Consider the following 15,413-nt stretch of genomic DNA (forward strand, 5'->3'; position numbering starts at 1 on the left):
GCTGGTACACTGCGCGACATTTTGTTTTGCAGGCCAGTCTCGTGACCACCATCGCCACCGCTTTTAATACTTTGCCGCTGTCCGCCGCCATGCTGGCTAACCTCGACTCCCTCGGTTATGCCCAGATGACGCCGATCCAGGCGCAAAGCTTGCCGGTGATCCTGAAAGGGATGGACCTGATCGCCCAGGCCAAGACCGGCAGCGGCAAGACCGCCGCCTTCGGTATCGGCCTGCTGAACCCGATCAATCCGCGCTTCTTCGGTTGCCAGGCGCTGGTCATTTGCCCGACGCGCGAGCTGGCTGACCAGGTCGCCAAGGAAATCCGTCGCCTGGCCCGCTCCGAAGACAACATCAAGGTCCTGACCCTGTGCGGCGGCGTGGCGTTCGGTCCGCAGATCGGCTCGCTGGAGCATGGCGCGCACATCATCGTCGGCACTCCGGGTCGCATTCAGCAGCACTTGCGCAAGGGTTCGCTGGTGCTCCACGGCCTGAACACGCTGATCCTCGACGAAGCCGACCGCATGCTCGACATGGGTTTCTACGATTCCATCGAAGAAATCATTGCCCAATGCCCGGAGCGTCGCCAGACCCTGCTGTTCTCCGCCACGTACCCGGTGGGCATCAAGCAGCTGGCATCGAAATTCATGCGCAATCCGCAGCAAGTGAAGGCCGAGGCGTTCCACGACGACACGCAAATCGAGCAGCGCTTCTACGAGATTTCCCCGGAAGAGCGCATGGATGCCGTGGTCAAAGTCCTCGCGCATCACCGTCCGGCGTCCTGCGTAGCCTTCTGCTTCACCAAGCAGCAGGTTCAGGAAACCGTTGACCACCTGACCGCCAAAGGCATCTCCGCCGTCGGCCTGCACGGCGATCTGGAACAGCGTGATCGTGACCAGGTGCTGGCGATGTTCGCCAACCGCAGCACTTCGGTGCTGGTTGCCACCGACGTCGCCGCGCGCGGTCTGGACATCGATGCGCTGGACATGGTGATCAACGTCGAATTGGCCCGTGATTCGGAAATCCACATTCACCGCGTCGGCCGTACCGGCCGTGCGGGCGAAAAAGGTATCGCAATCAGCCTGGTCGCCCCGTCCGAAGCGCACCGCGCCCAGGCCATCGAGCAATTGCAGAAGTCGCCGTTGAGCTGGGATCAGCTGGACAACCTAAAATCCCAGGGCGGTGGACCGTTACTGCCGGTGATGAGCACGCTGGTCATCGGCGCGGGCCGTAAAGACAAGGTTCGCCCGGGTGACATTCTCGGCGCACTGACCGGCGATGCCGGGATTCCAGGCGCCCAGGTCGGCAAGATCGCGATTTTCGACTTCCAGGCCTACGTGGCCGTGGAACGCGGGATCGCCAAGCAAGCCTTGCAGCGCCTGAATGACGGCAAGATCAAAGGTCGTTCGCTGCGCGTGCGTATTTTGTAAGAGATCTTCTGCCTGACAGGGATCGAATGTGGGAGCGGGCTTGCTCGCGATAACGGTGTATCAGATGGCATTTATGTTGACTGACACACCGTTATCGCGAGCAAGCCCGCTCCCACATTGGTCTCCCGGTGAATTTAAAATTTGTGTGAGGACACCGTTTTGCGCTCTACCGAAGTCGTGATCATTGGCGCTGGCGCCGCAGGGTTGATGTGTGCACTGACCGCCGCCGGGCGCGGGCGCAAGGTGATGTTGCTCGACCACGCGAACAAGGCCGGCAAGAAAATCCTGATGTCTGGCGGTGGCCGCTGCAATTTCACCAACATGTACACCGAACCGGGCAATTTCCTCTCGCAGAACGAACACTTCTGCAAATCCGCGCTGGCGCGCTATACCCAGTGGGATTTCATCGGGATGGTCGCCAAACACGGCGTGCCGTACCACGAGAAAAAGCTCGGCCAGCTGTTCTGCGATAACAAATCCAGCGACATCCTCGAGATGCTCCTCAATGAGTGCGATCAGGTCGGCGTCAGCCTGCACCTGGACACCTCGATCCAGACCATCGAGAAGCTGGAAAGCGGTTACTTGCTGGACACCACGCTGGGCCAGATCACCTGTGAATCCTTGGTGATCGCCACCGGCGGCCTGTCGATCCCGACCCTGGGCGCCACCGGCTTCGGTTATCAGGTTGCGAAGCAGTTTGGCCACGAACTGTTGCCGACCCGTGCCGGCCTGGTGCCGTTCACCATCACCGATCAGCTCAAGGAGCTTTGCACCGAGCTGTCCGGTACGTCGGTCGATTGCCTGGTCAGCTGCAACGACCAGAGTTTCCGCGAGAACATTCTGTTCACCCACCGCGGCCTCAGCGGCCCGGCGATTTTGCAGATTTCCTCGTTCTGGGAATCCGGCGACTCGGTAGAGATCAACCTGATGCCGGACCACGACGTGCCGGGCTGGCTGCAACAACAGCAAGCCGAACGTCCGAACAGCGAGTTGAAAACCCTGCTTGGCGAGATCTTCACCAAGAAGATGGCCAACCTGCTGGCGGACAACTGGTTCGTCTCCAAACCGATGAAGCAGTACACCCACGCGGAAATCGCTGACATCGCCGAGAAACTGGCGAGCTGGAAAGTGGTGCCGGCCGGCACCGAGGGTTATCGCACGGCTGAGGTGACGCTGGGTGGCGTCGATACCAATGAGGTGTCGTCCAAGACCATGGAATCGCTGAAAAGCCCTGGTTTGTATTTCATCGGTGAAGTGCTGGACGTGACCGGGCATCTGGGCGGTTTCAACTTCCAGTGGGCCTGGGCTTCGGGTTACGCGGCTGCGCAGTACGTCTGATACACCGCGTTATCGTTCTTCGCCAGCAAGCCGGCTCCTACAGGTTTTGTATTCGCTACAAAATCCGGGCATGACGCAAACCCTGTAAGAGCCGGCTTGCTGGCGAGGGCGTCCTGCCCGTCGACAGGGAACTTAAGGAACAGATTTTGCTGTCAGATGTGATCGGCGCCATTGCGTCGGCGTCATTACTGGCTCAATTTAGCGTCATTGCCTCGGAAGGCCCTCGCACTTCATGCCATCGACCCCTTTTCGTCAGTCACTGCGTCGCCTCTGGGCGCTGGATAAATTCAGTTATAGCGTACGGGTGTTCATCGCCCTGACCGGCAGCATGGCGCTGTGTTGGTATCTGGATGAAATGGGGCTGCTGATCCCGTTGTTCCTGGGGATCATTGCCAGCGCCCTGGCCGAGACCGACGACAGTTGGCAGGGCCGCCTCAACTCTTTGGCCGTGACGCTGGTGTGCTTCAGCATCGCCGCCCTCTCCGTCGAATTGCTTTTCCCCTACCCCATCGTCTTCGTCATCGCCCTCGCGCTGGCCAGTTTCGGCCTGACCATGCTCGGCGCCCTCGGCGAACGCTATGGCGCGATTGCCTCGGCGACGTTGATCCTGTCGGTCTACACCATGATCGGCGTGGACCAGCGCGGCGGTGCGGTGACCGATTTCTGGCACGAGCCGGTCCTTCTGGTGGCCGGCGCGGCGTGGTACGGCTTGCTCTCGGTGTTGTGGCAGGCGATGTTTTCCAATCAGCCGGTGCAGCAGAGCCTCGCGCGATTATTCCGAGAGCTGGGCTTTTACCTGAAGCTCAAATCGTCGCTGTTCGAGCCGATCCGGCAGTTGGACGTGGAAGCGCGTCGTCTGGAACTGGCCCAACAGAACGGCCGGGTCGTAGCGGCTTTGAACGCCGCCAAGGAAATCATTTTGCACCGGGTCGGCAATGGTCGACCGGGCTCCAAAGTCAGCCGCTACCTGAAACTCTACTTCCTCGCCCAGGACATCCACGAACGCGCCAGTTCCTCGCACTATCCGTATAACGCGCTGGCCGACGCCTTCTTCCACAGCGACGTGCTGTTCCGCTGCCAGCGCCTGCTGCGCCAGCAGGGCAAGGCTTGCCGGGCGCTGGCGGAATCGATCCAGATGCGCCAGCCGTTCACTTATGACGCCAGCTTCGCCGAGGCCCTGAGCGACCTGCACGCCTCCCTCGAACACCTGCGCATCCAGAGCAACCCGGCCTGGCGCGGACTGCTGCGATCCTTGCGCGCACTGGCGGCCAACCTCGGCACCCTCGACCATCTGCTCAGTGACGCGAGCAACCCCGACGCGCTCGCCGACGCTACCGACAGCAGTCTGCTCGACCGTTCACCACGCAGCCTCAAGGATGTGTGGATGCGCTTGCGTACGCAGCTGACGCCCACTTCGCTGCTGTTCCGCCACTCCCTTCGATTGCCCCTCGCGTTGAGCATCGGCTACGGCATGGTGCATTTGATTCACCCCTCGCAAGGTTACTGGATCATCCTCACCACGCTTTTTGTCTGCCAACCGAACTACGGCGCGACCCGGCGCAAGCTCGGCCAGCGGATCATCGGCACCGCCATTGGCCTGACCCTGGCCTGGGCGCTGTTTGATCTGTTCCCGAACCCGCTGATCCAGTCGTGCTTCGCGATTGCCGCCGGGGTGGTGTTCTTCACCAACCGCACCACGCGCTACACCCTGGCGACGGCGGCGATCACCTTGATGGTGCTGTTCTGCTTCAACCAGGTCGGCGACGGTTATGGCCTGCTCCTGCCGCGACTTTTCGATACCTTGCTCGGCAGCCTGATCGCCGGGCTTGCGGTGTTCCTGTTCCTGCCGGACTGGCAGGGCCGACGCCTGAACAAAGTGCTGGCCAATACCCTGACCTGCAACAGCATTTACCTGCGTCAGATCATGCAGCAATACGCCGCCGGCAAAAGCGACGACCTGGCTTATCGCCTGGCCCGACGCAACGCGCATAACGCGGATGCGGCGCTGTCGACGACGTTGGCCAACATGTTGATGGAGCCGGGGCATTTCCGTAAGGAAGCGGATGTCGGGTTCCGTTTCCTGGTGTTGTCGCACACGTTGCTCAGCTATTTGTCAGGGCTGGGCGCACACCGTGAAACCCAGCTGCCGGCCGACGTGCGCGAGCATTTGATCGAAGGTGCCGGCGTGAAACTGGCGGCGAGCATTGATGAGATCGCTCAAGGCCTGGCGAGCAAACTGCCGATTGCGATTCAAAGCGATGAGGAAGAGGCGCTGGCCAATGAGCTGGAGCAGATGCCGGACGAGATCGATGAAGGGCAGCGGTTGGTGCAGACGCAGTTGGCGCTGATTTGCCGGCAGTTGGGGCCGTTGCGGACGTTGGCGGCGCATCTCATCAAGGATACGAGCGAGGATTGAGATCTGTGGTGGCTGGGCGGGCCTCTTCGCGGGCAAGCCCGCTCCCACATGGGATTTGTGGTGAACAGAAAATCCAGGTACACCGCTGAACCTGTGGGAGCGGGCTTGCTCGCGAAGAGGCCATCAGCCAAACCACAAATCTCGAAGGGACCTCACATCCCATGCTCCTTCATCAACCGCTCATAACTCCCATCCGCCTTCATCTCGGCAATCTCCCGATCAAAACCCGCCACGATCTGTGCATGCTGCGGATTTTTCAGGCTGACCAGAATATGCAGGCTGTTCTCGCTCAACGGTTTGGGCAGGAATTCCACGGCATTGCGCACCTTGGCTGATTCCCGGGACAGGTAATAACGCGCGACGTATTCATCCTCCAGGGTCAGCTTGACCCGATCGGCGGCGAGCATGCGCACGGCCATGGCGAAGCTGTGCACCGGGATTTTCTGTAGCGAGTCGTCTTCATCGAACGCCGTTGAATAGGCATAACCGCGCACTACCGCAATCGGGTACGTGTGCAATTGCTGCAGATTATTGAATTCGATCGGCGCGTCCTTGCGCTTGAGAAAGCGCACGCGGTTGAGCAGGTACTCGCCGGAAAACTGGCCGAGCCTGGTCCGTTCATCGGTGTACCAGGCGTTCACCAGCACGTCGTAACGCCCCTCGCCTATACCCAGCAGCGCTCGCGCCCACGGCACCTGTTCAAAATCGCTGGCATAGCCGGCGCGGGCCAGCGCGGTGCTGACGATGTCGGTGGCCAGCCCGCCGTTGACCAGCGTGGCGTCGGTAAAGGGCGGCCATGAATCGGCGACCAACCGCAGTTTTTCCGCTGCGGCGCTCTGAGTCAGCGACAGCAATCCGATCAAGGCCAGAGCTCGATGCAATCGCGGCATGCTCGAAAATCCTTAGCGGGCGGCTGCCCGACGTTTTCAGCCAAAACTCCAAGGCCCCGTACCGGCGAAACCCAGGTACTAACATTAGCTCATCGAAGCCACTGCACAGCGCTTCATCCCAGATTACACAAAGAAGACAACGCCGCGCGAAATGAATGATGGCATTTTGGCCTATGTCACAGATTTCTCCGCCATCAAGACATCTTTCGTCCGGACGCTTAGTATCGGAGGGACGTTGCTCAAGGAATGTGAAGATGACAATCGATTGGATCTGCAAACACCACAGCGATCTGGGCAAAGAGCAGCTCTACGCCGCTCTGCAGCTGCGCGCCGAAGTGTTCGTTGTGGAGCAGAAATGTGTTTATCAAGACATCGATGGCCAGGATCTGGAAGGTGACACCTGCCACCTGATGGCCTGGGATGGGAATCGACTGGTGGCGTACCTGCGTTTGCTCGATCCTGAATTACAAGGCGGTGATGTGGTAATCGGACGGGTGATTACCGCACCGGATTACCGCGGCAAGGGCCTGGGCCATGAGCTGATCGCCCAGGCGTTGAAGCAGGCGGAAAAGCGCTGGCCTGACGTGCCGGTTTATCTGTCGGCCCAGGCGCATTTGCAGGGGTATTACGGGCGGTACGGGTTTGTCGTGGCGGGCGAGGAATACTTGGAGGACGGGATTCCGCATATCGGGATGCGTCGCCCTTAAGGGCCTCTTCGCGGGCAAGTCGAAGGCGTCAGACCAGCCACCGCAAAACTCAGGGATACTCCAACACCGCCTTGATCTGCCGCAGATTACGCTCGATCCAGCCCCGATCAATCGCCCCCCACTCGCGAATCCGATAACGCCCGGCATGGTTGCGCGCGCCCTCTTCCTGCTCGAACTCGCAAATGATGTCCAGATCCGCCAACGCCGCAATGGTGTCCTGGGCCGTGCGCCGGGGCATGCCGGTCACCTCGGTCAGTGCCGGGACGCTGCTGGCCAGCCCGCTGTCGATCAGGTACGCCACGTACAAGCGGCGATAGAAGCTGCTCTTGGTCTTGCTCACGTCCGCTCCTTGTTATTAGAAGATCAAAAGATTGCAGCCTTCGGCAGCTCCTGCAGGGTGTGCGCCTTCCCTTGTAGGAGCTGCCGAAGGCTGAGATCTTTTACTGCATTTCCCGCCACGTCAGGTACACCCGCAAATCGAACTCGATCTGGTGATACCCCGGCAACATGTGTTCGCACAGCTTGTAGAACGCCTTGTTGTGATCCGACTCCTTGAAGTGCGCCAGCTCGTGCACCACGATCATTTTCAGAAACTCGGCGGGGGCGTCCTTGAACAATGAAGCCACGCGGATTTCTTTCTTGGCCTTGAGCTTGCCACCCTGCACCCGCGAGATCGTGGTGTGCAGGCCAAGGGCGCGGTGGGTCAGGTCCAGACGGTTGTCGAACAACACCTTGTCGATGGCCGGGGCGTTACGCAGGTATTCCTGCTTCAGGTCCAGCGCATAGGTGTACAACGCCTTGTCGCTCTGCACGTCGTGCATTTGCGGGTAACGCTGGCTCAGGTAATCGCCCAGCCGACCTTCGGTGATCAGCCGGCGCACCTGGTCCTGCAATGCATCGGGATAGGCCTGGAGGAATTTCAAGGCAGTCATCGGGGCGGCAACATCAGTTACGAAAAGGTCGCCAGTGTAGCGAATTCAGTCCGTCAGCGCGCTCCAGTCGAACGGCTGCGCAAAGTCGCCGACCTCTTCAGCCACCATCGGGTGCGCCACCAGGAAGCCTTGTACGTACTCGCAACCATTTGCTTGCAGCCACTCATATTGCGCGACGGTTTCCACCCCTTCGGCGATCACCAGCATTGCGTATTGTTTGCACAGGTCGATCACATTGCGCACCAGCGCCGCATCCCGTGAAGACGCTGGCAAGCGAGCGATCAGATGGCGATCGAGCTTGAGCGTGTCCAGCTCCAGATCGCGCAGATGAGCCAGCGAGCACGGCCCGGATCCGAAGTCATCCAGCGCCACCCGTACGCCCAGGTTACGCAGCAGGCGCAGCTGTTTACGGGTTTCCTCGGGGTTGTGCATCAAGGCCTCTTCAGTGACCTCGACTTCCAGATGACGCGCCTGCAAGCCATGACGTTCCAGCACCTGGCGCAACTCGGTGACCAGGTTGGGCATGCCAAATTGCGTGCTGCTCAAACTGACCCCCAGCACCAGGTCCTCGGCAAACAGGGTTTCCCAGGCTTTGCGCTGCCCGGCGCCACAATGATAGATCCAGCTGCCCAGGCGACTGATCAACCGCGCTTCTTCCAGCAACGGTAAAAACAGTCCGGGCGGCACGTCGCCGACACTCGGGTGCTGCCAGCGCAATAGCGCTTCGAACCCGCGAATCTGTCCACCGTCGATGGCCACCTGCGGTTGATACACCAGATTGAAATCTCGGTTTTCAATGGCGGTGCGCACACTTTCTTCGAGCATCAGCCGTGAGCGCGCCCGACCATTCATGTCATGGTCATAGAAGCGATACTGCTGACGGCCGGCACGCTTGGCCTCGTACATGGCGATGTCCGACGCCCGCATCAGACCATCGAGATTGGCCCCGCAATCCGGGTACGTGGCGATGCCGATGCTGGCGCCCAGCGCAATATCCAGACCATCGATCTGCTGACAGATCGACACCCGCTCGATGAGCTTTTCGGCAATCTTCGCCGCTTGTTCGGGGAACTCCAGATCCAGCAGCGCCGTGAACTCATCGCCGCCCATGCGCGCCAGAATGTCGAACGGCCGCAAGCACGCCTTCAACTGCTCGGAGACCCAGCGCAACACGCGGTCGCCGGCATCGTGGCCAAGGGAATCGTTGACCCGCTTGAACCCGTCGAGATCGAGATAGAGCAGCACCCACGCGCTGTCGGAGCGCTCGCCACGCAGCAGCAGGTTTTCCACCGTCTGATAGAAACCTCGGCGATTGAGCAGCCCGGTCAACGGGTCGGTCACCGCCTGGAATTCCAGCTGCTGATGCAGGTGGCGCACCACCGACATGTCCAGCACCGTCACCACCATCGCGTGCTGTTCGGTGGGCAATGGTGCGCAAGACAGCGCCACGGGCACCTGCTGGCCGGGGGCCGTACGCAACAGCGCGTCATGCAGGCGCAAGGTTTCGCCGCGTTTATAACCGGCGAGCAATTCGGAGTCGGCCCAGATCGGAATGTGCGGTTTTTGCAGGTAATCCAGAAACTCTTTGCCTTGCAGGTCTTGCAGCTTGGCATTGAGCAGCCGCGACATCGCCGGGTTGGCAAAGCGGATCAGACCGTCTTCGCCGACCACCAGAATGCCTTCGGCGGCGTTGTCCAGCACCGAGGCATTAAAGGCGCGCGCGACCTCCAGATCGTGGCTCAGGCGCTGCAACGCCCGGCGATTGCGCTGATGCTCGAGCAGTGCCTGGACTTTGGGCTTGAGGATCTGCGGATCGAACGGTTTGAACAGGTAATCCACCGCACCGCTGGCATAGCCCTTGATCACGGCGTCCTGGGACTGTTCGTTGGCGGTGAGGAAAATGATCGGTGTGAGACGGGTTCGCTGGCTGCCGCGCATCAGGCGTGCGACTTCAAAACCGTCCATGCCCGGCATCTGCACATCCAGCAGCACCAGGTCGATATCGTGTTCGAGTAAAAGACTGAGGGCTTCAAATCCGGACGCAGCCGTCATGACCTGCCAATCCTGGCGCTGCAACAACGCGCGCATGCTGATCAGGTTTTCAGGGTAATCATCGACGATTAAAAGGGTTGAGCTGCCTTCGGCTGGCGTGGGTTGCGCGCATTCCATGCTGCTTCTCTTGTTGGGGCGTCAGGCCGGTTTCTCGTGAAAACCGGACAAAAACAAGCCTTCACTCTAGACCGGGATTCGCGAAAGCAGAAGATATCAGTAAGCCATCATTTAACTAAAGGGTTCATTTGCCGACTAACGGTCACCGCTACAGGCCGCTAAAACCGGGAAAGATGGCCTTTTAACAGGATTTTGACGTCATCCATCTGTCAGACAGCCGTTAACAAATTGAACTTTCACGCTTATAAAGAACGCCCTCCAAGGCGCGTGCTAGAGCTTCTGGTACGTCCGTGCTGCAAAATTTGTGGAAGCTTTGTCTATGATCGATCTCGCATCCTGGAACCTCAGTGTTCCCGTCGGCAACCCGCCGTACACCGTTGAAACAGCCAAACTGGTGAACGGCTTCAAGGATCAATACTTCCACTCCGACACCGGCACCCTGTTTTTCTGGTCGCCGGTGACTGGCACGAGAACGGAAAATGCGAAATATCCGCGCACCGAACTGCGGGAAACCTACAGCAACGGCACCCTGAAAAACTGGTACTACCCGGACGCCGACAATTCCCTGCGCGCCACCCTGGCGGTGAACCAGGTGCCGAGCTCGGGCAAGATCGTCATCGGCCAGATCCACGCTTATCAAAGCCAAAAGCCCATGGTCAAGGTCGAGTACCAATACAAGACCACCACGAAAACCGGCAACATCGTCGCCAAAGTGCGCATGCACCCTGATGATGGCGAAGGCCGGGTAATCACCATCGCCACTGGCGTGAAGCTGGATCAGGAGTTCTCCTACATGATCCACCTCAGCCCTGGCGGGGCGCTGGGCGTCAGTGCCGCAGGTTATCAATGGGACACCAACATCAGCGCCACGTGGCGGGTTAAACCGCTGTACTTCAAGGCCGGGGTGTATGTGCAGGACAACACCGGGTACACCAGTGAAGGCGGTAAAGTGACATTTAGCAAACTGGATATTGATCACGATAAGTGATGTGAATCACAGCTGAACTGTGGGAGCGGGCTTGCTCGCGAAAGCGTAGTGTCAGACGACATCAATGTTGAATGACACACCGCTTTCGCGAGCAAGCTCGCTCCCACAGGGGATCGCATTGACCATTAATCATCGCCCACAAAAAACCCGCCTCTCGGCGGGTTTTTTGTGCGGTTCAAACGCAGAAGGCTTAGTTGACCTTGGCGTTCAACTCACCTTTCAGGTAACGCTGGTACATCGCTTCCAGCGAGATCGGCTTGATCTTCGAAGCGTTGCCGGCAGTGCCGAAAGCTTCGTAGCGAGCGATACATACATCACGCATCGCAGTAACGGTCGCGCCGAAGAATTTACGTGGGTCGAATTCGCTCGGGTTGGTGGCCATCAGGCGACGCATCGCACCGGTGGACGCCAGGCGCAGGTCAGTGTCGATGTTGACCTTGCGCACGCCGTGCTTGATGCCTTCGACGATTTCTTCAACCGGCACGCCGTAGGTTTCTTTGATGTCGCCGCCGTACTGGTTGATGATCGCCAGCCACTCTTGCGGAACCGAAGACGAACCGTGCATCACCAGGTGGGTGTTGGGGATACGTTTGTGGATTTCCTTGATGCGGTCGATGGCCAGCACGTCGCCGGTAGGCGGCTTGGTGAACTTGTACGCGCCGTGGCTGGTGCCGATGGCGATGGCCAGGGCGTCGACCTGGGTGCGCTTGACGAAGTCAGCGGCTTCTTCCGGGTCGGTCAGCATCTGGCTGTGATCCAGAACGCCTTCGGCACCGATGCCGTCTTCTTCACCGGCCATGCCGGTTTCCAGCGAACCCAGGCAGCCCAGCTCGCCTTCTACCGAAACGCCGCAGGCGTGAGCCATGGCCACGGTTTGTTGGGTGACGCGCACGTTGTAGTCGTAGTCGGTCGGGGTCTTGCCGTCTTCGCCGAGGGAGCCGTCCATCATCACCGAGCTGAAGCCCAGTTGGATGGAGCGCTGGCAGACGTCTGGGCTGGTGCCGTGGTCCTGGTGCATGCACACCGGGATGTGCGGGAATTCTTCGATTGCCGCCAGGATCAGGTGACGCAGGAACGGTGCGCCGGCGTATTTGCGAGCACCGGCCGAAGCCTGGACGATCACCGGGGAGTCAGTCTTGTCAGCGGCTTCCATGATGGCGCGCATCTGCTCAAGGTTGTTGACGTTGAAGGCTGGAACGCCGTAGCCGAACTCGGCTGCGTGGTCCAGCATCTGGCGCATGCTGATAAGTGCCATTGTGTGTGTCTCTCCCGGTTTGGGTCGTTAATCGTGCCAGCCTGCCGGAGCGGCGGCGGCTATTCAAGTTATTGCAGATCGGAGGGTTTGGCCCGGTCCGCTAATTCGGTACTACAAAAATCTTCAGTACTGCACAGAACCCCGTGGGAGCGGGCTTGCTCGCGAATGCGGTTTCACATTCAACATTGATGTCGACTGACCCACCGCTTTCGCGAGCAAGCCCGCTCCCGCATTTGGATCTGCTTCCACATTGGATCTGTGGTGTATCAATTTTGTGTCTTACTGCGCTTTACAACCGCGGCCAATCAAATCGTTGGTGGCGACCCAGTACACCAGGCCTTCCTCACCTTTTACGTGAAACGCCAGCATGTCGTTGCTGTACAGCGAACCTTCCGCACCCGGTTCAAGCTTCAGGCGATAGACCTGATCGGCCCCGCCGAGGCGCACGTCGACAGCCTTGCGGCTGTCATCAGTGTAGCGCCAGAGCACTTTGGCCTGGCTGTCGCAGGTCCAGGTGGCCCAGTTATCCGTCGATTCGGCAGGCTTGAACAGGTTGAAATTCGAGCAACCCGCCAGCAGTGCCAGCGCCGTAATGGCGATAAAACCTTTCATCCGTGTTCCTCGACTGACGGCGCACGCCGCCAGCCCTGAGTAAGGAGTCAGACCCGTCAAGGGCAACCATGTTCCTTGGCGGGTGTCTGTGTTTCGTACTTGTCCAGGCCATCAGGACCGGAACGCTTGTTGATCACCGGGTTGGTTTCCGCTTGCCAGTCAGCCTGGTAGCAGCCTTTTTCAACCGATTGCGGCGCAGGGTCCGGCTTGGCTTTGGGGTTACTCCCGCAAGCCGCCAGCGAACCTGCAACGATCAACAGCGCTAGCGCCTTGACCATCTGAACACTCCCTTTCCTGGTCAAATCAGCGACCTCAGGCCTTGGCCCGACTTTCCAGGACTTCTACGGCTGGCAACACTTTGCCTTCGACGAATTCGAGGAATGCGCCGCCGCCGGTAGAAATGTAGGAGATCTGATCCGCTACGCCATATTTGTCGATGGCCGCCAGGGTGTCGCCGCCGCCCGCGATGGAGAACGCCGAGCTTTCTGCGATGGCCTGAGCCAGCACTTTGGTGCCGTTACCGAACTGGTCGAATTCGAACACGCCGACCGGGCCGTTCCACAGGATGGTCTTGGACGACTTCAACAGCTCGGCGAAATTCGCCGCGGTCTGCGGGCCGATGTCCAGGATCATGTCGTCTGCCGCTACGTCGGCGATCAGCTTGACGGTTGCGGTGGCGCTTTCAGCGAATTCCTTGGCAACCACAACGTCTACCGGCAGCGGCACGCTGACTTTCGCGGCGATCTCGCGAGCGGTGTCCAGCAGGTCCGGCTCGTACAGGGATTTGCCGACCGGATGACCGGCAGCCGCCAGGAACGTGTTGGCAATGCCGCCGCCAACGATCAACTGGTTGCAGATCTGGCTCAGGCTGTTCAGCACGTCGAGTTTGGTCGAGACCTTGGAACCGGCAACGATGGCCGCCATTGGCTGGGCCGGGGCGCCGAGGGCTTTGCCCAGTGCGTCGAGCTCAGCGGCCAGCAGCGGGCCAGCGGCAGCGACTTTGGCGAACTTGGCCACGCCATGGGTCGAACCCTCGGCGCGGTGAGCGGTGCCGAAGGCGTCCATCACGAACACGTCGCACAGGGCGGCGTATTGTCGGGCCAGTTCGTCAGCGTTCTTTTTCTCGCCTTTGTTGAAGCGCACGTTTTCGAACAGCACGATGTCGCCGGCCTTGACGTCAACGCCGCCCAGGTAATCGGCAACCAGCGGCACTTCGCGGCCCAGGGCCTTGCTCAGGTAGTCGGCGACAGGCTTGAGGCTGTTCTCGGCCGAGAACTCGCCTTCGGTCGGACGGCCAAGGTGCGAGCAGACCATCACGGCCGCGCCTTTTTCCAGGGCCAGCTTGATGGTCGGCAGCGAAGCCAGGATTCGCGCATCGCTGGTGACTACACCGTCCTTGACTGGGACGTTGAGGTCTTCGCGGATCAATACGCGCTTACCTTGCAGATCGAGGTCGGACATCTTCAACACGGTCATGGGTCGCACTTCCTACAGTTTTTTTGAAGTCGCTGTTTGCAGATAGTGTTCTGCAACGTCCAGCATTCGGTTGGCAAAACCCCATTCGTTGTCGAACCAGGCCAGGATGTTCACCAGCCGTGGGCCGGAAACTCGAGTCTGACTGGCATCGACGATGGCCGAATGTGGGTCATGGTTGAAATCACAGCTTGCATGGGGAAGCTCGGTGTAGGCCAGCAGGCCTTTGAGCGGGCCGCTGGTGGCAGCCTCGCGCAGGATCCGGTTGACCTCAGTGGCATCGGTGTCGCTCACGGTCTGCATCGTAATGTCGAGGCAAGACACGTTTACCGTTGGCACTCGCACGGCTTTGGCCTGAATTCGCCCGGCAAGTTCCGGCAACAGGCGCTCGATGCCACGCGCCAGACCAGTGGACACCGGAATCACCGACTGAAACGCCGAACGGGTGCGGCGCAGGTCTTCGTGATGATAGGCGTCTATGACGGGCTGATCGTTCATCGCCGAGTGGATGGTGGTGATCGACACGTATTCCAGACCAATGGCCTGATCCAGCAGGCGCAACAGCGGCACGCCGCAGTTGGTGGTGCAGGACGCGTTGGACACCAGCAGCTCGTCGCCGGTCAGGCAATCCTGGTTCACGCCGTAGACGATGGTGGCGTCGACATCCGCCTCGCTGGCCATCGGCTGGGAAAACAGCACACGCGGGGCGCCGGCCTCGAGGAAACGCTGGCCATCTTCGCGGGTGTGGTAAGCGCCGGAGCACTCCAGCACCAGATCGACGTCGAGAGACGCCCAATCGATGCCTTCGGGGGTAGCACTGCGCAGGACCTTCACGCAGTCGCCATTAATATGCAGACAATCGCCGTCGACCTTCACTTCGCCGGGAAAACGCCCGTGCGTGGAGTCGAAGCGTGTCAGGTATTCGATGCTGGCCATGTCGGCCAGATCGTTGATCGCGACAATCTCAAACCCGGCCTTCTCGCCTCGCTCGAACAACGCACGCAAGACGCAACGACCAATCCGGCCGTAGCCGTTGAGTGCAACTTTGTAGGGACGCGGTTGAGGCATGGGGTTCTCGATTACCGTGGTGAATCCGTTATTGCAACGTTGACCGAACCACCGTCTTCGCGAGCAAGCCCGCTCCCACAAGGGAATGCATTCCAATGTGGGAGCGGGCTTGCTCGCGAAGGCGGCAGTCCGGACGAC

14 protein-coding genes are annotated in these 15,413 nt (G+C 59.9%); 5 read left to right on the top strand and 9 right to left on the bottom strand.

The window, feature by feature from the left end:
* Window positions 1-89 precede the first annotated feature (89 nt).
* The 3 genes from dbpA to yccS all read left to right on the top strand — a co-directional run bounded on the left by dbpA (window position 90) and on the right by yccS (window position 5,181).
* A complete protein-coding gene (gene dbpA / locus FBY04_RS16110) occupies window positions 90-1,427 on the top strand; it encodes an ATP-dependent RNA helicase DbpA (protein ID WP_235864487.1) in 1,338 nt (445 codons plus the stop codon).
* Window positions 1,428-1,586: 159 nt separating this feature from the next.
* Window positions 1,587-2,765, top strand: a complete 1,179-nt coding sequence (locus FBY04_RS16120) for an NAD(P)/FAD-dependent oxidoreductase (protein WP_084318482.1) — start codon at window positions 1,587-1,589, stop codon at window positions 2,763-2,765.
* A 232-nt stretch (window positions 2,766-2,997) separates the two neighbouring features.
* Window positions 2,998-5,181 (top strand): YccS family putative transporter, encoded by a 2,184-nt coding sequence (gene yccS / locus FBY04_RS16125; RefSeq protein ID WP_145315789.1) that lies wholly within the window; start codon window positions 2,998-3,000, stop codon window positions 5,179-5,181.
* A 152-nt stretch (window positions 5,182-5,333) separates the two neighbouring features.
* Here yccS and FBY04_RS16130 read toward each other — a convergent pair whose 3' ends face one another.
* Entirely contained in the window at window positions 5,334-6,071 is a 738-nt protein-coding gene (locus FBY04_RS16130) for an ABC transporter substrate-binding protein (RefSeq protein WP_084318486.1), read from the bottom strand.
* Window positions 6,072-6,325: 254 nt separating this feature from the next.
* Between FBY04_RS16130 and FBY04_RS16135 the strand changes: the two genes are divergently transcribed.
* Window positions 6,326-6,778, top strand: a complete 453-nt coding sequence (locus FBY04_RS16135; RefSeq protein WP_084318488.1) for a GNAT family N-acetyltransferase — start codon at window positions 6,326-6,328, stop codon at window positions 6,776-6,778.
* 49 nt (window positions 6,779-6,827) lie between these two features.
* Here the strand turns inward: FBY04_RS16135 and FBY04_RS16140 are convergent, their stop codons facing one another.
* The 3 genes from FBY04_RS16140 to FBY04_RS16150 form a co-directional block, all read right to left on the bottom strand.
* Window positions 6,828-7,118 carry a helix-turn-helix domain-containing protein gene (locus FBY04_RS16140; RefSeq protein WP_084318490.1) on the bottom strand — a complete coding sequence of 97 codons (291 nt, stop codon included), beginning with the start codon at window positions 7,116-7,118 and terminating at the stop codon, window positions 6,828-6,830.
* A 100-nt stretch (window positions 7,119-7,218) separates the two neighbouring features.
* Window positions 7,219-7,710 carry a M48 family metallopeptidase gene (locus FBY04_RS16145; RefSeq protein WP_145315790.1) on the bottom strand — a complete coding sequence of 164 codons (492 nt, stop codon included), beginning with the start codon at window positions 7,708-7,710 and terminating at the stop codon, window positions 7,219-7,221.
* 45 nt (window positions 7,711-7,755) lie between these two features.
* Window positions 7,756-9,879, bottom strand: a complete 2,124-nt coding sequence (locus FBY04_RS16150; RefSeq protein ID WP_145315791.1) for a bifunctional diguanylate cyclase/phosphodiesterase — start codon at window positions 9,877-9,879, stop codon at window positions 7,756-7,758.
* A 319-nt stretch (window positions 9,880-10,198) separates the two neighbouring features.
* On the opposite strand from FBY04_RS16150, the gene FBY04_RS16155 reads away from it, so the two are divergent.
* On the top strand, window positions 10,199-10,867 hold the full coding sequence (locus FBY04_RS16155; protein ID WP_084318495.1) for a polysaccharide lyase family 7 protein: 669 nt from the start codon (window positions 10,199-10,201) through the stop codon (window positions 10,865-10,867).
* 190 nt (window positions 10,868-11,057) lie between these two features.
* Here FBY04_RS16155 and fba read toward each other — a convergent pair whose 3' ends face one another.
* The 5 genes from fba to epd form a co-directional block, all read right to left on the bottom strand.
* Window positions 11,058-12,122, bottom strand: a complete 1,065-nt coding sequence (fba, locus tag FBY04_RS16160) for a class II fructose-bisphosphate aldolase (protein WP_008081027.1) — start codon at window positions 12,120-12,122, stop codon at window positions 11,058-11,060.
* 279 nt (window positions 12,123-12,401) lie between these two features.
* Window positions 12,402-12,734: an MliC family protein gene (locus FBY04_RS16165; RefSeq protein WP_145315792.1), complete on the bottom strand. Its 333-nt coding sequence runs from the start codon at window positions 12,732-12,734 to the stop codon at window positions 12,402-12,404.
* 56 nt (window positions 12,735-12,790) lie between these two features.
* Window positions 12,791-13,012: a hypothetical protein gene (locus FBY04_RS16170; protein ID WP_084318499.1), complete on the bottom strand. Its 222-nt coding sequence runs from the start codon at window positions 13,010-13,012 to the stop codon at window positions 12,791-12,793.
* 34 nt (window positions 13,013-13,046) lie between these two features.
* Window positions 13,047-14,210, bottom strand: coding sequence for a phosphoglycerate kinase (locus tag FBY04_RS16175; RefSeq protein ID WP_084318501.1), 1,164 nt, complete (start codon window positions 14,208-14,210; stop codon window positions 13,047-13,049).
* A 12-nt stretch (window positions 14,211-14,222) separates the two neighbouring features.
* A complete protein-coding gene (epd, locus tag FBY04_RS16180; RefSeq protein WP_084318503.1) occupies window positions 14,223-15,275 on the bottom strand; it encodes an erythrose-4-phosphate dehydrogenase in 1,053 nt (350 codons plus the stop codon).
* Window positions 15,276-15,413 lie beyond the last annotated feature (138 nt).

It is taken from the genome of Pseudomonas sp. SJZ080 (assembly GCF_007828295.1).
Taxonomy (GTDB): Bacteria; Pseudomonadota; Gammaproteobacteria; order Pseudomonadales; family Pseudomonadaceae; genus Aquipseudomonas; species Aquipseudomonas migulae_A.